The organism is Rouxiella badensis (assembly GCF_026967515.2).
GTDB lineage: Bacteria > Pseudomonadota > Gammaproteobacteria > Enterobacterales > Enterobacteriaceae > Rouxiella > Rouxiella badensis.
Map to the genome: position 1 here is coordinate 3,328,277 of NZ_CP114062.1, position 21,480 is coordinate 3,349,756.

Genomic DNA, 21,480 nt, shown 5'->3' on the forward strand with positions numbered 1-21,480 from the left:
GCCGTCCCGCTAATTTTTGCGGTTATTTTTGTGAAACCGTGCTCTCACTGCTCTGCGACGCCGTACGTGCGGCCTGCTCGGCCTGCTCGCGTTCCTGCTTCTGTAAAGTGCGGGTTAACAAGGCAGAATACAAGGGTTTACCGCCAAGAAACTGCGCCAGCAGCGTTGCGCCAAGACAGGTAATAATCATGGGCAGGATCAGCTGATAATTTTCAGTCATCTCGAGTACCAGAACGATACCGGTCAGCGGTGCACGTACCGTCGCCGCAAACAGAGCCCCCATGCCCGCAATCGCAAAGGTACCGGGTTGAATGCCGTATTCTGGGAACATCGCCGCCGCGGCCATGCCAAATGCGGTACCAAGCAAGGTGCCGAGCGCCAGCATCGGCGCAAAAATACCGCCGGGTGCACCCGAAGAGAAGCACAGCAGGGTCGTCACGACGCGAGCAATGAAAATAAACAGCAGCGCGCCGAGCGAATAAGTCCCCGCAGCGGCCAGGGGGATCAGGCCAAAGCCACCGCCCGCCGCCTCAGGTTTGATGAGCCCCAGCAGGCCACACATGCCGCCAAGCAAACCGCCAATCAGCAGGATAGTCGGCAAACGCCCTCCGTGCAGGCGGGCAAACAGGTCCTGCGTACGGAAAATCAGCGCGTTAAAAAGGACGCCGACGATACCAAACACCATCCCCAGCACCAGATAAAGCCAGAAGGTTTGCAGCGAGACATTCGCAAGCACGCCGACGTTAATCACCGCCCTCTCGCCGTTAAATAACCGATAAACGATGCTCGACATGATAACGCCGATAAACACCGCTTTAACCGAAATCAGGCTATAGCGAAACTGCAGGCGCATCTCTTCGATAATAAACAGGATCCCGGCGAGCGGTGCGTTGAAGGCGGCGGAAAGCCCGGCCGCTGCACCGGTGGCCAACAGCGTGTGCCTCGCTTCGGCGCTGCGCATGCGGAAAATGTCCGCCAGCATTTTGCCGAGGTTAGCGCCCATCTGCACCGTTGGTCCTTCTCGCCCAAGCACCATGCCTGCGCCGAGCGTGCCCATGCCGCCCACAAACTTCACCGGAATCACTCGCCACCAGCGAACCGGTCGCAGTTCTTCCAGCGCCCCCTCAATCTCGGGAATGCCCGACCCGCTGGCCTCCGGCGCGAAACGCCGCACCAAATAGTAGCCGACCATCGCCAGCAGCGCCGAGACGATAAAGGTTAATGGCCAAAGCAACCAGACGTGTCCGCTGACCGTGCCAAGCCCCGAGAGCCTGACGTGCTGCACCCAATCGACGGCCTTTTCGAAGGCCACGCCGAGCAGGCCCGCGACGATACCCACCAGTGCCGCGACGATAAGGATAGCCACCGGCGTCTTGTCGCGACGCAAAAACTGACGCAGAACTTCGCTAGGGCGTCTGCGGGTCGGAAGGCCAGCTGCGGCGGGCCTCGGGTCTAAAGATTCGCTCATGGTGCTCTTTTCAGTGATTGGCAAAAGGATTCGGGGTAAAGATTTAATCATACAAATCATGATTTGAAGATGCATAATATCTTTCTTAACCGAATTGCTCACCTGCAAACATTTCATAACGACGCCATGTTCTCTAGAATAGAGCCTATCGCAAGGTCGCCCGCGAAGCGGCTTTTTCACATGACTAATTTTGCTCGTACAGCCCGTATCTGGCTGCACAAAAATCCAGGAGCCTCTCAATGAGTAAGTCAGAAAGTCTATTTACCCAAGCACAAACGCTGATCCCCGGGGGCGTGAACTCGCCGGTGCGCGCGTTTAACGGCGTGGGCGGTGTTCCACTGTTCATCGAACGCGCTGACGGTGCATTTTTATATGACGCGGACGGTAAGGCTTATATCGACTACGTGGGCTCATGGGGTCCGATGGTGCTGGGTCATAACAATGCCACTATCCGCGATGCGGTTATCGAAGCGGCGCAGCGCGGCCTAAGCTTCGGCGCGCCGACCGAGATGGAAGTCAAAATGGCCAGTCTGGTCACTGAACTGGTGCCAAGCATGGACATGGTTCGCATGGTGAACTCCGGTACTGAGGCCACCATGAGCGCTATTCGTCTGGCACGCGGTTTCACCCATCGTGACAAAATCATCAAGTTTGAAGGCTGCTATCATGGTCACGCTGACTGCCTGCTGGTGAAAGCCGGTTCTGGCGCACTCACGTTAGGCCAGCCGAACTCACCGGGCGTGCCTGCTGACTTCGCCAAGCACACGCTGACCTGTACCTATAACGATTTGGATTCTGTCCGTGCGGTGTTTGAACAATATCCGGACGACGTGGCCTGTATCATCGTTGAACCGGTCGCAGGCAACATGAACTGCGTGCCGCCACTGCCTGAGTTCCTGCCCGGCCTGCGTGCCCTATGTGACGAGTTTGGCGCACTGCTTATCATCGATGAAGTGATGACCGGCTTCCGCGTGGCGCTGGGCGGCGCTCAGGAATACTACGGCGTGAAGCCTGACCTGACCTGCCTGGGTAAAATCATCGGCGGCGGTATGCCGGTGGGCGCGTTCGGCGGTCGTCATGAAGTCATGCAGGCGCTGGCACCGACCGGCCCGGTTTATCAGGCAGGTACGCTGTCCGGTAACCCTATCGCCATGGCAGCCGGTCTGGCCTGTCTGACCGAGGTTTCTCAGCCTGGCGTTCACCAGAAACTGACCGAGCTGACCACTCAGCTTGCCGAAGGCCTGAAGGCGGCGGCGGCGGCCGAAAATATTCCGTTTGTGGTTAACCACGCCGGCGGCATGTTTGGCCTGTTCTTCACCGAGCTGGAGACCGTCACTTCTTATCAGGACGTGATGCAGTCAAACGTTGAGCGTTTCAAAAAGTTCTTCCACCTGATGCTGGAAGAAGGCATTTATCTGGCACCGTCAGCGTTTGAAGCTGGCTTTATGTCTCTGGCTCACAGCCAGGAAAACATTCAGCACACCCTGGATGCAGCACGCCGCAGCTTCGCTAAACTTTAATTACTTTTACGCTTAGCATTCAGGGCCGGCAAGGGATTAATACCCTGCCGGCCCTGATTTTTTTCTGATTACGCGCTGAGTTAATGCTGATTTATGACGCCTGTTTACGCAGCAGATAGATAAAGTATGGCGCGCCGATAAAGGTCGCCAGCAGCCCGGCCGGGATCTGGTTCGGGAAGAAAATCATTCGTCCACACCAGTCTGCCAGCACCATCAGCAACCCACCCAACACGCTGGCGACCATCCATTGAGCCATTGCCCGCCTGAAGCCGAGCATGCGCGCCATGTGCGGAGCCATCAGCCCAATAAAGCTCAGCGGCCCTACCGATAACGTCGCCAGTGCGGTCATGACCGCCGCCAATGCCAGCAGCGCCATGCGGGTGGGCACCAACGCCACCCCCATCGAACGCCCCGTCACACCGCCGAGCGGCAAGATGCTCATCCAGCGGCGACACAGCGGCACCAGCAGCAGCAACATCACAGTAATGATGCCCGTGCGCCACGCCTGTTCTGCCGTCACCGCATAGGTCGAGCCAGATATCCACGACAGCAGGTCACCCATGCGCGGATCGCCGCTGGCCAACAGCAGGACCAGAACAGTGTTGAAGGCGGTGCTTAACGCCACGCCGGTCAGCAGCATGCGCTCCGGTGAGAACTGACGAAATCCCGAGATAAGCATGATAACCAGCAGCGTCAATCCGGCCCCGAGGCTCCCCGCCGGGAGTAACCATGCAAAGGCATCGCCAGGCACCAGAAACAGCATTATCACCACGCCAAACGCGGCACCGGAGCTAATCCCCAAGACTTCCGGGCTGGCCATCGGGTTACCGGTCAGCTTCTGGATTATCACCCCGGAAGACGCCAGCATTGCCCCCGCTGCCAGTGCAGCAAAGATGCGCGGCCCACGCCACGGCAGCAGCAGATCGAGCGGATGTCCCATCGACCAGTGCCAGCCCTGTGCGTTGCGCCCAAAGCAGAATGCCACCACAAGACCTGCCAGCATTAGCCCGGCCGCCAGCACCATCCAGCGCAGCAGATGTTGACGTTCTTTGGGAATGTGGTCGCCCTGATTCATCGGTGGCGGCACGGCGTGGGTGCGCAGACGCGGCAGCAGCCACAGTAGAATAGGCGCGCCAACCAGCGCCGTTGCTGCGCCGGTCGAGACCTCAAACCAGACGCCGGACAGCCACATGACGATTTGGTCGGTAAGCCACAGCAGCAAGGCACCCAGCAGCGGAGCCAGAATCAACCGCGATTTCAGGCGACGCGCGCCGAGAATTTTTGCCAGCAGCGGCGCAAAAAGGCCAATAAAGCCGATAATTCCCACCGCATTGACCAACTGGGCACTGAGCAAAATGGCCAATCCGAGCACTGCCAGCCGCGCCGCCGACAGCCCTAACCCCAGATTACGGGCAACGCCGTCGTCCAGCCCCAAAAGCGTCATTGGGCGTTGCAGCACAAATGCCAGCAGCCAGACCCCCACCACGCGCGGCAGCAGGAAACCCGCCGTGCTCCAGTCCTGCTGGTTAAGCGAACCGGTGCTCCACAGGTACAGGCTTTGCAGCTGCTGATAGTTAAATAACCCCAACAAACTGCTCACCGCGCCGCAGTAAAGGCCAACCACCAGACCCGCGAGGATAAGCGTGACCGGAGACATTCTTTTGCCCCAGGCAATGCCAAACACCAGCCCGCCAACCACAATCGCTCCGGCCATCGCCGCGAACTGCTGAGTCACTTCACCACCGGGCAAGCTCCACAACGTCGCGACCGTCAGCCCAAGCTGCGCTCCGGCAGAGACGCCGAGCGTCGAGGGTTCGGCGAGCGGATTACGCAACACCTGCTGAAACAGCAGGCCCGCCAGCCCGAGACCGGCTCCGGCCAACAGCGCCACCGCAGAGCGCGGCAATAGGCTGTAATGAAACAGCATCTGACCCACATTATCGATATTTGGCTGCCACAGCGCCTCGCGCCACTGGGCGAAGGGCAGCTGTTGATACAGGTTATAAAGACTAAGCAAAGCACAGACAAAGGTGAGCGAAATTAACAGGACCAGCGTCTGGCTAACGGAACGGCGGTTCATACGGGCTTCCCAAGAGTTGCCGATAAAATATGGCAAAAACGCATGGCGCAAAGCGTAGCACCATAGAACCAGACGGCGGGCACAACGCTGAGCTGGTTTTGACGGACAAACGGCAGCGACTGCCACAGCGGGGTTTTCGCCACTTCGGCCAGTATGTCTTCGCTGCCGTGGTCAAAGCACAGGGCACGAGCGTTGTTAATCGACGCCAGTCGCTCGATACCAACGGTCACGCTGCCCCAGTAGTTACGCTCACCGTTCCAGGCGTTGGTCAGTCCCACGTCGCTCATCACCTCCTGCAACAGACTGCCTTCACCAAAGATAAGCACATGGCGTTTATCAAGAAACGAGAACAACAGCACCGGCCGTTCGGCGGCTGATTTCAGGCTCTCGCGAGTCTGCGTCAGCACCTGCTGATACTGCGCCAGATGTCGTTCGGCCCGGTCCTGCAAACCGAGAAAATCGGCCAGTTTATTCAGCGAATGAATGGCCTGTTGCAGCGGATGCCCCGAACCATCGTTGGCCGTGACGCTTAGCACCGGGCCAATTAACTCGAGCTGGCTGGCCTTCGGACCATAGCCCTGAGAAATCACCAACAGCGACGGATTCATCTGTTGCATCAATTCCATATTGGGCGCGGTGCGCTGCCCTATCTCAATGACAGACGGCGCAAGCTGCGGCTCTTTCACCCATAAACCGTAGTTATGGATATCCGCGACGCCCATCGGCATAACGCCGAGTGCAATCAGCAGTTCGACAGGCAGCCACTCGAGAGCAATGATACGGTCGAGGTCGGTATGACCTTTTGACGAATTCGGGGAGGCGCTCAACGCAGGAAAAGCGAACATCAGCGGAGCCAGCGCCATCGCCTGTAACAGTCGACGGCGGGATAAGTTATTAAAATCAATCATTCCTGACCAATCCGCACATTAATTGGAGTTGCAACAAGATTGCAAGTGAATGAAACCCGATGCGCTTACTCATGTATGCGATTCGGGTAAGTGAGCGCAGAAAGCGCCGCTGCGGCTTCAAGTAAGAAGCGGATTCAGTAGACAAAACTGACCGGAGCTCCGCCTGCGGGATGAGGCAGCGTTCCCATCGGAATGCCGTAAACTTTTTCCAGCACGTCCCCCTGCATCATCTCGATCGGGCTGCCCTCGGCAATCATCTCTCCGCCGCGCAACGCCATCAGGCGATCGCAATAGCGTGCGGCCATATTGATATCGTGCAATACGGCGATGACGGTGAGGCCTTTTTGGTGACTAAGGCGTTGAATTAATGCCAGTACTTCAACCTGATGGGCGATATCCAGTGCGGAGGTAGGTTCGTCGAGCAGCAGGCAGCGGCTATCCTGTGCCACCATCATCGCCAGCCAGGCGCGCTGACGTTCCCCGCCAGAGAGACTGTCAACCAGACGTTGGGCAAAAGGCTTAAGCCCGACCAGTTCGATTGCCTCGTCGACCTTCTCTCTGTCCTGCAAACGAAAACGCCCCAAAGCGCCGTGCCACGGGTAGCGGCCGATAGCCACCAGCTCGTGCACCGTCATGCCTTCTGCGGCGGGAAGCTGCTGCGGGAGGTACGCCACCTGACGGGCAAAGGCCTTGCTTTCCCACCGTTCGACCGGTTTTTCATTCAACAGCACCTGCCCGGAGGTGGCAGGCTGGTGTCGGCCCAGCATCTTAAGCAGTGTAGATTTACCGGAACCGTTGTGGCCTATCAGCCCGCAGACTTTCCCTTGCGGAAAGGTTAGAGAAAGCGGTGACAGCAAGGTGCGTCCCGGTACGGTGAAACTTACGCGATCGAGGCGATAAACGCTGTCGGTAAGCCCCTGTGGTGGTTCTACATTGGCAGTTTTCATTTGTGGCCTATCGTTACGTTAACCGGGCACGGCATTGGCCTGTACCCGGCTATGTTTTACGAAGAAAACCCGTTAGAAGCGGAAGGTGGCCGTCGCGACGATTTGACGGTCAGATCCCCAGTAGCAGGCATAGTCGCGATAACAGCTGGCAACGTACTCGCGGTTAAACAGGTTGTTGACATTGACACCGACGGAGGAGCCCGGCAGGCCAAAACGTCCCAGATCGTATTTCACCAGTGCATCAACGAGTGCATAGCTCGCCACGTTGAAAGGTTTATTGGTGTTATCGCCAGTGGTGTAGAAACTGGACGTCGAGCCAACGTAACGGACACCGGAACCCACCGTAAGACCGCTAAGCGCAGACTCATGGAAGGTATAATCGGCCCACAGTGACGCCATGTTGCGCGGCACTTCAACCGGACGCTGACCCTGATATTCCGAATCGTGGGTGTATTTCGCGTCGGTGAAGGTGTAAGACGCGGTGACGTTAACGTTGGCATTAACGGCCGCCTTGGCCTCCAGCTCGACGCCGCGAGAACGGATCACGCCAGACTGTACGCTGAAACCTAGGTTTACAGGGTCAGCAGTCAGGTTATTGTCTTTTGTCAGCTGATAGACCGCGGCGGTCAGGCTGATTGGACGGTCATTGGGGATGTATTTTACCCCGGCTTCATACTGCTTGCCGACGGACGGTTTGAACGGCTTGGCATCGGCCGTCGCGCCTGGGGTCGGTTCAAACGACTCACTGTAGCTAAAGTAAGGTGAAATTCCATTGTCAAACAGGTAGTTCAGACCGCCGCGCCAGGTGAATCGGTGATCGGTAATCGCCGCGGTATCGTTGGTGCTACGCGTCAGCGTTGAGGTTTTAGCGATGTCGTAACGAAGCCCTGCGGTCAGGATCCAGTGGTCCCATTCTGCCTGATCCTGCGCATACAGGCCGGTTTGCTCCTGGCGATTCAAAATGTTGTAGGCGTAGTAAAGATTGCTCTTGTCGTTGCCATACTGCGGGGCCAGCATATCCAGGTCAGACGCGGTGCCGTAGTCCGCATCGATGTCATTGCGCATGCGCATGTAATCAACGCCCAACAGCAGCGTATGATCGACAGCGCCGGTGGCAAACTTAGCCTGCGCCTGCGTGTCCACGTCGAAGTTGCTCAGGTTCTCGTTGGACTGCACATAGGCGCGGTTAAGCGTGCCCGGTGCAGTGTAGCCCGTACCATAGAAACCGATGTACTGCGTTTGCAGCTTGGTGTAGCGCAGGTTCTGGCGCACGGTCCAGGTATCGTTGAATTCATGACTGAAGCTGTAGCCCACCATTTTTTGGTTGCGCGACATCTTGTTGACCGCTTCACCGTCGTTGAAATTGGTTGGCAGCTTGTGCGCATTGCCCGCAGCATCGTAATAAGGGACCACGGTCCCCTGGCGCGGCAACCAGCCATAGAAGCCCAGATACGGGTCGTTCTGGAAGTTGCTCAGGAAGGTGAATTCGGTTTTATCATCTGGACGCCAGCTGAACGACGGCGCGATGGAATAGCGTTTTTCTTTCGCCATCTCCTGCTGTGAATCCTGGCTGTGCGCCACGCCGGTCAAACGATAGGACCAAACGCCCGCGTCGTCGATGGCGTCACTGAAGTCGAAACCGGTTTGATAGAGGTTATCGTTGCCCATCTTGAACTGGATTTCGTGCAGCGGCTCGGTAGTTGGACGCTTGCTGACCATGGCAATGACGCCACCCGGATTGCTCTTACCGTATAAAACAGAAGACGGGCCGCGCAGCAGCTCTACGCGCTCCAGCATGTAAGGGTCCATCGCGACTTCAGAGTAGTTGTCCCCCTGTAATTTAATGCCATCCAGATACTGATTAGTATTCACCGAGGTAAAGCCACGAATTTCGACCGCGTCGATGGTGTTTGAGCTACCGCGGCTGGCGAAAACGCCCGGCGCATAGTTCAGCGCCTGTTTGACCGTGGTCGGTTGGCGCGTGTCCATCTCTTCACGGGTCACGACCGAAATAGACTGGGGTGTCTTGACTATTGGCGTATCGGTCTTGGTCCCCGTCGCGCTTTGTTTGGCTACGATAGTGGGCGCAGGTCCCCAGGCAGACTCTTGAACCACGTTCGATGCGCTATCGCCAACCACAGTGATGGTGTCGTTTTTTGACGCATTGGCCGTGGTTTGGGCGGCAGAAGCCTGAAAAGCAAAGCCCGCTAACGCGGCGGCCACGGTTAACGCGAGTTTGTTAGGAATAAAAAGTATTGGGCAGTTTTTCACTGAAGACGTACGCATAAGTGCCATTATTATTCTCTGGAGATGTTTGAATGGGAATAGAAACGATAATTATTATTATAAACATCGCATGATATGCGGAACGGTAAGGAAACTGCAAGGGCATTTACTTTTGGCGGCCTGCGGGCAAATTAAAGCCGTCCCTGCAATGTTTAGGGTCAAGCAAGCAGTTGATACCTGATAAGTAAAGCCGTAAGGGCCGGTCGGAAAAAGAATAAAAAAAAGCGCGATTTTCATCGCGCTTTATAAATCAGGAAGTTGCTGTTAATGACTTGGCCTAAAATAGCCCTGTCAGCCCTATTTTGAGCCGAACATGTCTTTTATCCAGCCTGCAACACCGTTGCTGTCCTTTTGATTGTCCTGAGGCTGCTGCTGTTGCGGCTGACCCTGCGGTTGGCCCTGTTGCTGTTGCTGCTGTTGTTGCTGCAAAAGCTGTTGCTGCTGCTGATAAGCCGCCGCCTGAGAGGCCTGGCACAGCTGCTGAGCATTGTCGGTCCATACAGGAATCACGCGCAACCCGCCGCCGGTCATCACACCGCCGCCGTTGTTACAGATAAAGTTACCGCTGTCATCGATGTTCATCATGCTCACGTCGTCTGGGACCTGCAGGTCCAGCGGCATTGGCGTGATGTTGCCGAGATAACGGCTGTAAAGCTGTAGCGCACCGGTCGCACCCCACAGTTTGGAAGGACCGTTGTTGTCGCGTCCTACCCAGGTAATCGCCACCTGGTTACCGTCAATCCCTGCAAACCAACTGTCGCGCAGTTCGTTGGAAGTACCGGTTTTCGCCGCCAGATGCAGCTTCGGATATTTCACCGCCAGCTGGCGTGAGGTTCCTTCTGCCACCACCTGCTGCATCGCGTACATCGTCAGATAAGCCGCCTCGGAGGGAACAACGCGTTCCGCCTGTGGATAGCTCTGGTACAGCACGGTGCCGTCTTCGGCAATGACCGAGCGAACCGCCGACAATGGCGCCCGGTTACCGCCGCTGGCGATTGTCTGGTATTCCTGAGCCACTTCCATCGGCGTTAGGGCAATCGCACCCAGCAGCATAGATGGCGTCTGGCTCAACGACTCTTTAGGAATACCCAGGTTGATCAGCGTCTTGGTAATGTTGTCCAGTCCGACCGCCATACCGAGGTTCACGGTGGGCACGTTCATCGAACGCGCCAGCGCATCCACCAATAGTACCTGACCACGGAACTGATTATCATCGTTGTGCGGTGACCAGGTCTGGCCGTTCGACAGTTTGATAGACAGCGGTTGGTCGGCAAGTACGGTGTTCAGACGATACTTGTTCGGATCACTCAGCGCGGTCAAATAAGTCGCTGGCTTAGCCAGTGAGCCGACCTGACGACGCGCCTGCATCGCACGGTTGAAGCCGGCGAACTGCGTTTCCGCTCCGCCAACCATCGCACGCACTTCGCCGGTGTAACGATCAACGATGACCATCGCTGTTTCAATGTCGTTAAAGCCGCTGCGCTTACGCAGAAGAGGAATACCTTCTTCTACCGCTTTCTCTGCGCCGTCCTGAGCGATCGGATCCAGGGTGGTGAAGATCTTCACGCCGGACATCGAGGTAATTTTATCGCCGAGTTTCTGCTGTAGCTCCTGGCGAACCATCTGCATGAACGCCGGCTGTGGTGAAATCACCCCACCTTTCGGCTGCACGCCAAGAGGACGCGCGCTGAGCATGTCATACAGCTCTTTATCGATAATCCCCTGCTCCTGCAGCAAACGCAGCACCAGGTTACGACGTTCGAGCGCTAGCTTCGGATTACGCCACGGGTTATACAGCGAAGCCCCTTTTACCATCCCAACCAGCAGCGCCTGTTGGTCAAGGCTCAGCTCGTCAACCGGACGGCCGAAGTAGTAAAGGCTGGCCAGCGGGAAACCACGAATCTGATCTGAACCGCTTTGGCCCAGATACACTTCGTTGAGGTAAAGCTCAAGGATGCGGTCTTTGCTGTAGCGACCGTCCATCAGGATAGCCATATAGGCTTCGCGCGCCTTACGCCACAGGGTGCGCTGATTGGTCAGGAACAGGTTTTTAACCAGCTGCTGAGTCAGCGTACTGCCGCCCTGTACCGCGTGTCCTGCCGTCAGGTTAGCCACGAACGCACGACCGATAGAATATGGGCTGATGCCGTCATGCTCGTAGAAGTGGCGGTCTTCGGTGGCAATCAGCGTCTGCACCAGCAAATCCGGGAAGCCGGAACGCGGAACAAACAGGCGCTGCTCGCCGTTTGGCGACTGCAACATGGTTATCAGACGCGGATCGAGGCGGAAAATCCCGAAGTCGCGATTGTTGTCCATGTTCTTGATTTCGGCAAGCTGATTGCCTTTGAAAATCAGACGCGCGTTGATCTGACCTTCTTTACCATCTGGGAAGTCAAACGGGCGGCGCAGCAAATCGATATTGCCGCCCTTCACGCTGAATTCGCCCGGACGAGTAATGCGCGTAACCTGACGATACTGCGTCCCTTCCAGCAGGTTAATCATCTCTTTTTCAGTATACGGCGTGCCCGGCTCCAGCGTCACCATGCGGCCATAGACGGCGGCAGGCAGCTGCCAGACTTTGCCGTCGATACGCCCACGAATTTCGGAGTCGAGATAAACGCCCCAGGCGGCCATCAATACCACGAAGATGATAAACAGCTTGATCAGCAGACCAAGCCAGCGGCGTTTTTTACGCGGCTTCTTGCCGTTGCCAGCCTTGCCGCCCTTGGCAGTTTTACGGGGAGTCATGCGTGACTCCTGAGGTGCTGCATTTCTACTAACGTCATCATCGTCCTGTTCATCATCGCCCTGATAGCTATAACGGGTCTCTTCTTCGTCGTCACGGCTACGGCGCACGGGGCGCCCGCGCTTGGGCTTAGGGGGTGACGGTTTGCCTTTACGGCCAATCGGCTCGCGATCATCGCCAGACATACTTAATCTCCATCAGACCCGACTTATAAAAAAATGCCGGATGCTATTTACTGCGGTTATTTGAAAAATGTTTTTTAAAATAAGAGCTGTGTCGAAACTGGCGCTTACTCTGTTCCTGGCCTTTCATCCTGCATAGAAGAAAGGTCTGAAAATTCAGCTGTATTTCTTGGTTCTACGCGTGGGTAACGCCTCGGCGGGATTATCCGGCCACGGGTGTTTAGGGTATCGGCCCTTCATCTCTTTTTGAACCTCGCGATAGGAGCCCTGCCAGAAGGCGGCCAAATCACGGGTTATTTGCAAAGGCCGATGTGCTGGGGAAAGCAGTTCTAGCACCACGGCGACGCGGCCTTCGGCCAGCATCGGGCTGCGTTGCTCTCCAAACATCTCCTGTAAACGCACCGACAGCGCCGGTGGCTGGTCGCTATGATAGCGGATTGCCAGCCGACTGCCAGTCGGGACGCTGTAATGGGTGGGTAAATTAGCGTCAAGACGCTGACGTTGATCCCAACTCATCAGGCGCAGCAATGCCTCTGCCAAATCAATCTGCTGTAACGCACGCAGGCTGCGAACGCCGTTGAGCGACGGGAGCAACCACTGCTCGAGGTTATCGAGCAGGCTTGCGTCATCCATCGCTGGCCAGCTGATTTCCGGCAGCCATTTCGCGGCGCACATCAGGCGAATCCTCAGCTGTTCGGCCGCCGTTGACCAGGTCAGCCCCTGAAGCCCCTGCGCTCTCACCCACTCAAGCAGCGCCTGCTGTAGGTCTTCGTCCGCCGGTTTAGCCTGCGGCTGCGCCTTCAACACCAGACCCCCAACCTGCCAGCGTCGCCACGCGCGCAGGGTCCCTTTTTCTTCGTCCCATTCGACGGCGGTCTGCTCTTTAACAATCTTGGGTAGCCGCGCGGCAAGCTGAGAAGCGTCCAACGTGATGGCCAGCAGAATGCGTGCATCAGGGCTGTTATTGCCCTGCAACAGCTGCGGCGCGACCAACCAGGGAGCGCGGGTTAATGCATCGTCCTGCGCCAGTGAGGCGCCCAAACCGTTCGCGAGTTGATAACGGCCATCGAGCCCGCGTCGCTCGGCGATACGGTCACTGAACGCCGAGGCCAGCAGCCAGGGAGCAAGCGAGGCATCAACCTGTCCGCTGCTGCGCGAAAGTCGCTGACTGAGCTGACGGGCACGACGCTGCCAGTGCGGCTGCGGTCGGCTAAGCCAGTAGTCGATATCCGGCTGCCCCCCACGCGGAGGTTCTTCAATAATGGCGGCCAGCAGCGCAGCGGTGGCGAGCGCGTCAGCCCCCTGGCGCTCGGCCTGCACCAGCATCGCCGCAAGACGCGGTTCGCAGCCAATCTGTGCCATAGAACGCCCGACCGGGGTAAGTTTGCCCTCGTCGTCTATCGCGCCCAGCGAGCTCAGCAGCCGCTGCGCGACCTTGAGCGCGATAGCCGGTGGCGCGTCGAGCCACGTCAGCTGCGAAGCATCCTGACATCCCCACTGCAACAGCTCCAGCCACAGACCGCTTAAATCACTTTGTAGAATTTCCGCTTCGCTTTGCGCAGCGGCACGCTCGGCCTGCTCTTTACTGAACAGGTGCCAGCACAGTCCCGGCTCGAGACGCCCAGCGCGCCCTGCACGCTGAGTCATCGCCGCCTGACTGATGCGTTGCGTGACAAGCCGCGTCAGCCCGCTGCGGGCGTCAAACTGCGCGCTGCGCTCCAGACCGCTGTCGACCACCAGCCGAATGCCTTCAATAGTCAGGCTGGTCTCGGCAATGTTGGTCGCCAGCACCACCTTGCGACGACCGGTCGACGCAGGTTGAATCGCTTTCTGCTGCTGTTCCAGCGAAAGCGCACCGTAAAGCGGGCAGAGATCGACGTCGTCGCTCAGCCGTCCGGTCAGGAGATTTTGCGTACGGGTGATTTCCGCCACGCCGGGTAAAAATAGCAGCATCGAGCCACTATTCTCGGCCATGAGACGGCTGACGATACGCGCAACGCCTTCGTCGAGACGCTCATGACTGGCGAGCGGCAGATAATGGCGCTCGACCGGAAAACTGCGGCCTTCAGAGATAATGACCGGCGCGTCAGGCAGCAGCGGCGACAGGCGGGCGTTGTCGAGCGTCGCCGACATAATCAGCAACCGCAAATCTTCACGCAGCCCCTGCTGCACGTCGAGCAGCAGCGCCAGCGCAAGGTCGGCCTGCAAACTGCGTTCATGGAATTCATCGAGAACAACCAGCGAGTAGTCGGCAAGCTCGGGGTCCTGCTGCACCATGCGGGTTAAAATTCCCTCGGTGACCACCTCGAGGCGCGTCTCCGCGCTGGTCTTTGATTCGGCGCGCATGCGGTAGCCGACAGTCTGCCCCGGTTGTTCACCAAGCTGCTGCGCCAGACGATAGGCCACGCTCTTTGCCGCCAGTCTGCGAGGCTCAAGCAGCAAGATTTTTCCTGGAAACAGGCCGGACTTAAGAATCTGCAACGGTAACCAGGTCGACTTACCGGCTCCGGTGGGCGCATGCAATAACACCTGCTGCGCCTGTTGCAGCGCGGCAATAACTTGGTTCAAAACGGCACCGACGGGCAGTAAAGACACAGATTCTCCATTGATGATTCAGTATTCAGGGCCGGCATTGTAATAGAAAAAATTGTCGCAGACCGGGATGAATTGTAGCATTTAGCCTTACTGCCGGTATGTAGCCGCGTTCAGTAACCTTACCCTCAAGGAAAAATCATGTCTGAATCACGCCGCCTGTTTTTCGCCCTTCCTTTGCCGACCAAGCTGCAAAAGCAGGTGATAAAGTGGCGCGCCGACAGTTTTGAGGCCGAGGCGGGGCGTCCTGTTGCGGCGGCCAATCTTCATCTGACGCTGGCCTTTCTGGGCGACGTCAGCGACGCTAAGGCCAGGGTGCTGAGCGGGATTGCTTCCCGCATAACGTCACCGACGTTTAGTTTAACGCTTGACGACCTGGGCCACTGGCCGCGCCCGGGCGTTGTCTGGCTAGGCACTCGACGTGCACCGCTTGCGCTCCTGCAACTGGCCTCCCTGCTGCGCTCACACGCTGCGCGCAACGGTTGTTATCAGTCAACGCTGCCGTTTCATCCCCACGTTTCCCTGCTGCGCGGCGCAACGCGTCCGGTGGCATTGCCCGCCTCGACGCCTGAGTGGCAGCTCGATGCTAACGAATTCAGTCTTTACGAGTCCCAGTATCATCAGGGACGCACCCGCTATCAGTGCCTGCAAAGCTGGCCGTTGGTCGCGTCATCCCCTTGCTAATCAGAGAGCCGATTTGATGCAATTCTTTCCGCCGCTTCAACCGGCAACGCTTATCAAACGTTACAAACGTTTTCTCGCCGATGTCGTCACCGCCGATGGGCGCGAACTTACGCTACACTGCGCGAATACGGGTGCCATGACCGGATGCGCAACGCCCGGTGATACCGTCTGGTATTCCACGTCAGATAACCCGAAAAGAAAGTATGCCCACAGTTGGGAATTGTCTGAAACGCAGGACGGGCATTGGATCTGCGTCAACACCCTGCGCGCCAACCAGCTCGTGCGGGAAGCAATTGAGCAACAGCGCATACCCGAATTATCCGGTTACAGTAAACTCGGCGCTGAGGTTCGCTATGGCACAGAGAACAGCCGTATAGATCTGTTATTGCAGGCAGAAAACCGTCCCGAATGCTATATTGAAGTAAAATCTGTCACGCTGCTGCAACAAGGATGTGGTTATTTCCCAGATGCAGTGACGCTGCGTGGTCAGAAACATTTACGCGAACTGCAATCAATGGCGGAACAAGGTAAACGAACGATACTTTTTTTCGCAGTATTGCATTCAGGCATTGAAAGTGTGGCTCCGGCACACCATATTGATCCCCGCTACGCAGAATTATTGACGCAGGTGCAGGAAAACGGTGTCGAAGTGATGTGTTATGGTGCCGAACTCTCTGCTGAGGGAATGCAACTCACAGAGCGGCTACCGTTGGTCATTCCAGGTCGATAGCCTGTTTATTAATCGATGTGTGATGTACCCAAATTGAAGTCGTCAGCAGCCAAAACCGCTGGTCGCGAATACGCTTTCTCTCACAGGCTTGTCAATAGGCTGTGATGAATAATTGCCAACCTCGCCACCTTCTGGTATTTATAGCGGCCTGATTTTTTCCCCCCGTTGGGGATCGATAGTGCGTGTTATGTAGGAGAAGCATCATGCAAGAAGGGAAAACCCGTAAAACCTCGTCCCTGAGCATTCTCGCCATCGCTGGGGTGGAGCCGTATCAAGAGAAGCCAGGCGAAGAGTACATGAACGACGCCCAGCTGGACCACTTCAAAAAGATTCTTGAAGCATGGCGCAATCAGCTCAGGGATGAAGTCGACCGTACCGTTACGCACATGCAGGAAGAAGCAGCAAACTTCCCTGACCCGGCAGACCGTGCCACTCAGGAAGAAGAGTTCAGCCTGGAACTGCGTAACCGCGATCGCGAGCGTAAGCTGATTAAAAAGATCGAGAAAACGTTGAAAAAAGTGGAAGACGAGGATTTCGGTTTCTGTGAATCCTGTGGCGTAGAGATTGGTATCCGCCGTCTTGAAGCGCGTCCAACCGCTGACTTGTGCATCGACTGTAAAACACTGGCAGAAATCCGCGAAAAGCAGATGGCCGGCTAAGTTACGGGAACTCACGCGGTGTGTTTTTGCACACCGCGCTCTCCTCGCCATGTCTATCTCATCTCCCTATATCGGTCGTTTCGCTCCTTCGCCTTCAGGCGACCTCCACTTTGGTTCATTGATTGCCGCACTCGGTAGCTATCTGCACGCCCGTTCACAGGGTGGACAATGGCATGTGCGTATCGATGACCTCGACCCACCGCGAGAAGTCCCAGGCAGCGCAAGTCGAATTCTGGCCAAGCTCGAGCAGTACGGGCTAGAGTGGGACGGCGAGGTGGTCTGGCAGTCACAGCGACACGAGGCCTACCGAGAAACGCTGGCATGGCTGCATCAGCAGGGTAAAAGCTATTACTGCACCTGTACGCGCCAACGTATCTCTCAGCTCGGTGGCACCTATGACGGCCACTGCCGTTGTGCAGGTCATGGCCCGGAGAATGCAGCGATTCGTTTGCATCAAACCTTGCCGGTTCAGCGCTTTCACGACGAGCTACAGGGCGAATTTATTGCTGATGCCGGGTTGGCAGAAGAAGATTTTATTATCCGCCGCCGCGACGGGCTGTTTGCCTATAATCTGGCGGTGGTGATCGACGACCATTTTCAGGGCGTCAACCATATCGTACGCGGCGCTGACCTGATTGCGCCGACGGTGCGACAACTGTCGCTGTATCAGCATTTGGGTCTGCCAGCGCCAGGTTACGTTCATTTACCTTTGGCACTTAATGCCAACGGCGACAAACTCTCCAAGCAAAATCATGCTCCAGCGCTACCCGACGGCGATCCGCGGCCGGTAATTGTGCAAACAATGTTATTTTTAGGGCAATCTGTACCAGAAAGCTGGCAGGATTTAACTTTGCCTTTATTATTACGCTGGGCAGTAACGCATTGGTCGTTGGAAAAAGTTCCACGATTTGCCCGTGTGAGCTATGATTAGCCGCTGTTTTTAAGTTGCGCCATTTTTATCCGACACTATCGAGGTGTACCATTTTTACCCGAGTAGCCAATTTTTGCCGTAAGGTGCTAGTTCGTGAAGATAAAATCAGTCGTGAAGAGACGCCCGTTCATGATGATAAAGGCCACCGCGATCCCATTACTTCCCCTGACGTTGAACAGGTGAAGGCTAAAGCGCCAGAAGTTCGTGAAAGACGCACTGCACCGCGTCAATCGCCGCGCACGCAGCAGCCACAGCAAAAACACGTGAGCAAACAAAGCGATGTATCGTCTGGCGACATGACGATTATCCCGCGCGACGGCCACGATATTTCACGCAAAGACATCAGCGATAACGCGCTGAAGGTGCTCTATCGCCTGAATAAATCAGGGTATGAGGCCTATCTGGTCGGCGGCGGCGTTCGCGATCTGCTGCTGCACAAGAAACCGAAAGACTTCGACATTACCACCAACGCGACGCCAGAGCAGGTCCGTAAACTGTTCCGCAACTGCCGTCTGGTTGGCCGTCGTTTCCGTTTGGCCCACGTCATGTTTGGCCCGGAAATCATCGAAGTAGCGACCTTCCGTGGACACCACGAACAGGTGCAGGAAACCGACGACAAGAATCTTTCCCAGCAGGCTCAGAACGGTATGCTGCTGCGCGACAACATCTTTGGTTCAATTGAAGAAGATGCTCAGCGCCGCGACTTCACCATTAACAGCCTGTACTACGGAATTTCTGACTTTACGCTGCGCGACTACACCGGCGGCCTGAAAGATTTGAAAGAAGGCGTGATTCGCCTGATTGGCGATCCTGAGACGCGTTACCGTGAAGATCCGGTACGTATGCTGCGTGCCGTGCGCTTCGCCGCCAAGCTGGACATGACCATCAGCCCGGAAACCGCCGAGCCTATTCCTCGTCTGGCGACCCTGTTGCAGGAAATTCCTCCGGCGCGTCTGTTTGAAGAATCCCTCAAGCTGCTGCAAGCGGGCTACGGTTTCAGAACCGCTGAGCTGCTGCGTGAATATCAGCTGTTCCAGCCACTGTTCCCACTGATTGCCCGCCAGTTCACCGAGGGCGGTGACAGCCCGATGGAACGCATTCTGGATCAGGTGCTGAAGAACACCGACCATCGTCTGCATAACGACATGCGGGTGAATCCGGCATTCCTGTTCGCGGCGATGCTGTGGTATCCGGTTATCGAACATGCGCAGAAACTGGCGCAGGAAGGCGGACTGACTTATTACGACGCCTTCTCACTGGCGATGAACGACGTGCTCGACGAGCAGTGCCGTTCTCTGGCTATTCCAAAACGCATCACTACGCTGGTGCGCGATATCTGGTCTCTGCAACTGCGTCTGTCTCGTCGTCAAGGCAAGCGCGCGCACAAGCTGATGGAACATCCTAAGTTCCGCGCTGCATTCGACCTGCTGGCGCTGCGCGCCGAAGTTGAGCAGCATCGTGAGCTGCAAAGCCTGACGCAATGGTGGAGCGAGTTCCAGGAGGCGACACCGGCGTCGCAGAAGAACATGCTGGGCACGCTGGGCGATGACGCGCCACCGCGCCGTAACCGCACACGTCGTCCCCGTAAACGTGCACCACGCGCGGGTAGCGGTCAATGATTCGGGTCTACATCGCGCTGGGCAGTAATCTTGCCCAGCCTGTAGACCAGGTTAACTGTGCGCTGGAGGCGCTGGCGCACATTCCTCGTACCCACCTGGTTCAGGCTTCTTCTTTTTACCGCAGTAAACCGCTTGGCCCGCAGGACCAGCCGGATTATCTCAATGCCGTGGTCGCGCTGGATACTCAGCTGCCAGCCCATCAGTTGCTCGACTATACTCAGGCGATTGAGCAAAATCAGGGCCGGGTGCGTAAAGCCGAACGCTGGGGACCGCGCACACTGGATCTCGATATGCTGCTTTACGGCAACGAGATTTATGCCACCGAGCGTCTCACCGTGCCGCACTACGACATGAAGAACCGCGAGTTCATGCTTTATCCGCTGGCAGAAATCGCCCCGGAGCTTCTCTTCCCCGACGGCGAGTCTTTGCAACAGGTTCTCACCCGCGTGCCCATCAACGGGCTGGTTCGCTGGTAATCTCTGCGTTAAATCTTTGCATCATCATCAACCCCTTGCCGTGGATGCTAAATTCCCTGTAACGGCCTCGGAGAAGACTCGAACGGCAGATACTGGTAAATCCAGGTTTCCGAGAGCGTCTTCTCCGCGTTTTTCAGGTACAGCCGCAGTTCGACCGGTTCCTTACCCTGCGAATGCAAATCAAAGAACGCACGCCATCGCTTGTTGTCGCCCGGAGACTTCTCGACCTTAACGCCGTCGAAGCTACCGCGTGAAGCCCACAGTACGGCCTCAGGTTTGGCGTCGACGGGAAGTTCATCCAGCACCTTTCCGCTGAATTCAATCATAAATTTGCGCACGCCTGACGGCGGATATGCCCCCGGATTACCGCCTCTGCCCAGGCGCGTTGCGCCACAGCGTGCCAACGATGAGGGAAAGGGCTCGTCGGCCAGCCAGTGCAGGCGATAGCTGAACTGATGCTGACTCCCCGCAACGGCAGGCTCTTTGGGCACCCACATCGCGACGATGTTGTCATAGATTTCGTCGTCGGTCGGGATCTCGACCAGCTGGACCGAGCCTTCGCCCCATTCGCCTCGCGTTTCAACCCACAGGTCGGGGCGACGCTCATAGCCGACCGATCCGAGATAGGCGTTAAAATTACGCTCCTTCTGCATCAGCCCAAAGCCCCGTGGATTGTTATCGCTGAACGCCGAGACCTGTATTTGCAGCGGATTATTCAGCGGCCGCCAGAGATGTTCACCATGCCCGGTCCAGAGCGCTAATCCATCCGAGTCGTGCACCTCAGGCCGCCAGTCGGAGGCCGAGCCTTTAGCTATCTTTGAGAACCAGAACATCGAGGTCTGCGGCGCGATGCCAAATCGTCCGACGTCACGCCGTAAAAACAGCGAGCAATCGACGTCCATCACCACGCCCTTGGTACGTTGCAGAACAAAACGATAGGCGCCGCAAATGCTGGGTCCGTCGAGCAGCGCATAAACCACCAGACGATTACTGTCACCTTCGGGCGTTTCAAACCAGAATTGGGTAAAGTCGGGAAACTCCTCCGGCTCGCCGTTATAGACGGTATTGATGGCAATGCCACGCGCCGATAAACCAAACTGCCCCAGCTCGCCTACCGCGCGAAAATAAGACGCCCCCAGAAACGACACCCAGTCTTTGTCGGGATGGGTTTCTAATACCTGTTGATTCTCCAAAACGCGAAAACCGGTAAACACATTGCCTTTAATTTTAGGTAAAACGCCCGGCGTCTTGTTGGGCAGACTGAAGTAACCAATGTCCTGAATTATTTCCTGCGCAAGATGGTTTTCCACCACCGACATTTTCACCGGCGTGTGATGCAGACCGCTAACGCTAAAAAAAGTCACCGGGAAGCGGCTCGCGGTTTTGCCGAAAAGCGCATAGTCAGGGTTATAAATAATTTTTCGGTAGATGTCGTAATTTATGTTGGCCAGGATATTTTCGGGCACCGTTTCGGGGGGGATAAACGGACTTTTTGCCTGCGTTTCGGCCAGCTGGACCAGCCATTCGAAGCTGAATGCGCTGACCTTGCCAAGTTTTAACCGTTGTGCGGCCAGCGCCTCCGGCGTCAGCCCCAGCGCCGCGAGGGCCATCGAAAATGAGGTATAAGCGAGAAAGTTACGTCGTGTAACCAT

The 21,480-nt window shown here is 56.7% G+C and carries 15 protein-coding genes; 7 read left to right on the forward strand and 8 right to left on the reverse strand.

Annotation, left to right across the window (positions count from 1 at the left end; all coding sequences use genetic code 11):
* Positions 1–22: 22 nt before the first annotated feature.
* Entirely contained in the window at positions 23–1,468 is a 1,446-nt protein-coding gene (clcA, locus tag O1V65_RS15420) for a H(+)/Cl(-) exchange transporter ClcA (RefSeq protein ID WP_026110271.1), read from the reverse strand.
* Positions 1,469–1,707: 239 nt separating this feature from the next.
* On the opposite strand from clcA, the gene hemL reads away from it, so the two are divergent.
* Positions 1,708–2,988 carry a glutamate-1-semialdehyde 2,1-aminomutase gene (hemL, locus tag O1V65_RS15425; RefSeq protein WP_269129858.1) on the forward strand — a complete coding sequence of 427 codons (1,281 nt, stop codon included), beginning with the start codon at positions 1,708–1,710 and terminating at the stop codon, positions 2,986–2,988.
* Between the two features lie 91 nt (positions 2,989–3,079).
* Here hemL and fhuB read toward each other — a convergent pair whose 3' ends face one another.
* From fhuB to hrpB, 6 genes are all read right to left on the reverse strand, one after another.
* A complete protein-coding gene (gene fhuB / locus O1V65_RS15430) occupies positions 3,080–5,068 on the reverse strand; it encodes a Fe(3+)-hydroxamate ABC transporter permease FhuB (RefSeq protein WP_017489992.1) in 1,989 nt (662 codons plus the stop codon).
* The gene (fhuD, locus tag O1V65_RS15435) at positions 5,065–5,976 is read right to left on the reverse strand and encodes a Fe(3+)-hydroxamate ABC transporter substrate-binding protein FhuD (protein WP_017489991.1); all 912 of its coding nucleotides are present in this window, start codon (positions 5,974–5,976) and stop codon (positions 5,065–5,067) included. The genes fhuB and fhuD overlap by 4 nt, the downstream gene beginning before the upstream one ends.
* 134 nt (positions 5,977–6,110) lie before the next feature.
* Positions 6,111–6,923 (reverse strand): Fe3+-hydroxamate ABC transporter ATP-binding protein FhuC, encoded by an 813-nt coding sequence (gene fhuC / locus O1V65_RS15440; protein ID WP_192503351.1) that lies wholly within the window; start codon positions 6,921–6,923, stop codon positions 6,111–6,113.
* A 72-nt stretch (positions 6,924–6,995) separates the two neighbouring features.
* Positions 6,996–9,218 (reverse strand): ferrichrome porin FhuA, encoded by a 2,223-nt coding sequence (gene fhuA / locus O1V65_RS15445; protein ID WP_017489989.1) that lies wholly within the window; start codon positions 9,216–9,218, stop codon positions 6,996–6,998.
* Positions 9,219–9,506: 288 nt separating this feature from the next.
* On the reverse strand, positions 9,507–12,140 hold the full coding sequence (gene mrcB, locus O1V65_RS15450) for a bifunctional glycosyl transferase/transpeptidase (RefSeq protein ID WP_165429788.1): 2,634 nt from the start codon (positions 12,138–12,140) through the stop codon (positions 9,507–9,509).
* Positions 12,141–12,293: 153 nt separating this feature from the next.
* The gene (hrpB, locus tag O1V65_RS15455) at positions 12,294–14,732 is read right to left on the reverse strand and encodes an ATP-dependent helicase HrpB (protein WP_269129859.1); all 2,439 of its coding nucleotides are present in this window, start codon (positions 14,730–14,732) and stop codon (positions 12,294–12,296) included.
* A 138-nt stretch (positions 14,733–14,870) separates the two neighbouring features.
* Here hrpB and thpR point away from each other — a divergent pair, with 138 nt between their 5' ends.
* From thpR to folK, 6 genes are all read left to right on the forward strand, one after another.
* Complete coding sequence (thpR, locus tag O1V65_RS15460) at positions 14,871–15,413, forward strand: RNA 2',3'-cyclic phosphodiesterase (protein ID WP_165429789.1); 543 nt, start codon at positions 14,871–14,873, stop codon at positions 15,411–15,413.
* Positions 15,414–15,429: 16 nt separating this feature from the next.
* A complete protein-coding gene (gene sfsA / locus O1V65_RS15465) occupies positions 15,430–16,143 on the forward strand; it encodes a DNA/RNA nuclease SfsA (protein ID WP_017489985.1) in 714 nt (237 codons plus the stop codon).
* A 203-nt stretch (positions 16,144–16,346) separates the two neighbouring features.
* On the forward strand, positions 16,347–16,802 hold the full coding sequence (dksA, locus tag O1V65_RS15470) for an RNA polymerase-binding protein DksA (protein ID WP_017489984.1): 456 nt from the start codon (positions 16,347–16,349) through the stop codon (positions 16,800–16,802).
* A gap of 49 nt (positions 16,803–16,851) precedes the next feature.
* Complete coding sequence (gene gluQRS, locus O1V65_RS15475; protein ID WP_017489983.1) at positions 16,852–17,733, forward strand: tRNA glutamyl-Q(34) synthetase GluQRS; 882 nt, start codon at positions 16,852–16,854, stop codon at positions 17,731–17,733.
* A 50-nt stretch (positions 17,734–17,783) separates the two neighbouring features.
* Positions 17,784–19,352, forward strand: coding sequence for a polynucleotide adenylyltransferase PcnB (gene pcnB, locus O1V65_RS15480; protein ID WP_376783556.1), 1,569 nt, complete (start codon positions 17,784–17,786; stop codon positions 19,350–19,352).
* Positions 19,349–19,828, forward strand: a complete 480-nt coding sequence (folK, locus tag O1V65_RS15485; RefSeq protein ID WP_017489981.1) for a 2-amino-4-hydroxy-6-hydroxymethyldihydropteridine diphosphokinase — start codon at positions 19,349–19,351, stop codon at positions 19,826–19,828. Before pcnB ends, folK begins: the two co-directional genes overlap by 4 nt.
* A 47-nt stretch (positions 19,829–19,875) precedes the next feature.
* Here the strand turns inward: folK and O1V65_RS15490 are convergent, their stop codons facing one another.
* Complete coding sequence (locus O1V65_RS15490; protein ID WP_269129860.1) at positions 19,876–21,480, reverse strand: OpgD/OpgG family glucan biosynthesis protein; 1,605 nt, start codon at positions 21,478–21,480, stop codon at positions 19,876–19,878.

What these genes read in the sequence shown, in the direction of transcription:
- clcA (WP_026110271.1), bottom strand. Translation starts at nt 1,468, where the DNA reads ATGAGCGAATCTTTAGACCCGAGGCCCGCCGCAGCTGGCCTTCCGACC.
- hemL (WP_269129858.1), top strand. Translation starts at nt 1,708, where the DNA reads ATGAGTAAGTCAGAAAGTCTATTTACCCAAGCACAAACGCTGATCCCC.
- fhuB (WP_017489992.1), bottom strand. Translation starts at nt 5,068, where the DNA reads ATGAACCGCCGTTCCGTTAGCCAGACGCTGGTCCTGTTAATTTCGCTC.
- fhuD (WP_017489991.1), bottom strand. Translation starts at nt 5,976, where the DNA reads ATGATTGATTTTAATAACTTATCCCGCCGTCGACTGTTACAGGCGATG.
- fhuC (WP_192503351.1), bottom strand. Translation starts at nt 6,923, where the DNA reads ATGAAAACTGCCAATGTAGAACCACCACAGGGGCTTACCGACAGCGTT.
- fhuA (WP_017489989.1), bottom strand. Translation starts at nt 9,218, where the DNA reads ATGGCACTTATGCGTACGTCTTCAGTGAAAAACTGCCCAATACTTTTT.
- mrcB (WP_165429788.1), bottom strand. Translation starts at nt 12,140, where the DNA reads ATGTCTGGCGATGATCGCGAGCCGATTGGCCGTAAAGGCAAACCGTCA.
- thpR (WP_165429789.1), top strand. Translation starts at nt 14,871, where the DNA reads ATGTCTGAATCACGCCGCCTGTTTTTCGCCCTTCCTTTGCCGACCAAG.
- sfsA (WP_017489985.1), top strand. Translation starts at nt 15,430, where the DNA reads ATGCAATTCTTTCCGCCGCTTCAACCGGCAACGCTTATCAAACGTTAC.
- dksA (WP_017489984.1), top strand. Translation starts at nt 16,347, where the DNA reads ATGCAAGAAGGGAAAACCCGTAAAACCTCGTCCCTGAGCATTCTCGCC.
- gluQRS (WP_017489983.1), top strand. Translation starts at nt 16,852, where the DNA reads ATGTCTATCTCATCTCCCTATATCGGTCGTTTCGCTCCTTCGCCTTCA.
- folK (WP_017489981.1), top strand. Translation starts at nt 19,349, where the DNA reads ATGATTCGGGTCTACATCGCGCTGGGCAGTAATCTTGCCCAGCCTGTA.
- O1V65_RS15490 (WP_269129860.1), bottom strand. Translation starts at nt 21,480, where the DNA reads ATGGTTACACGACGTAACTTTCTCGCTTATACCTCATTTTCGATGGCC.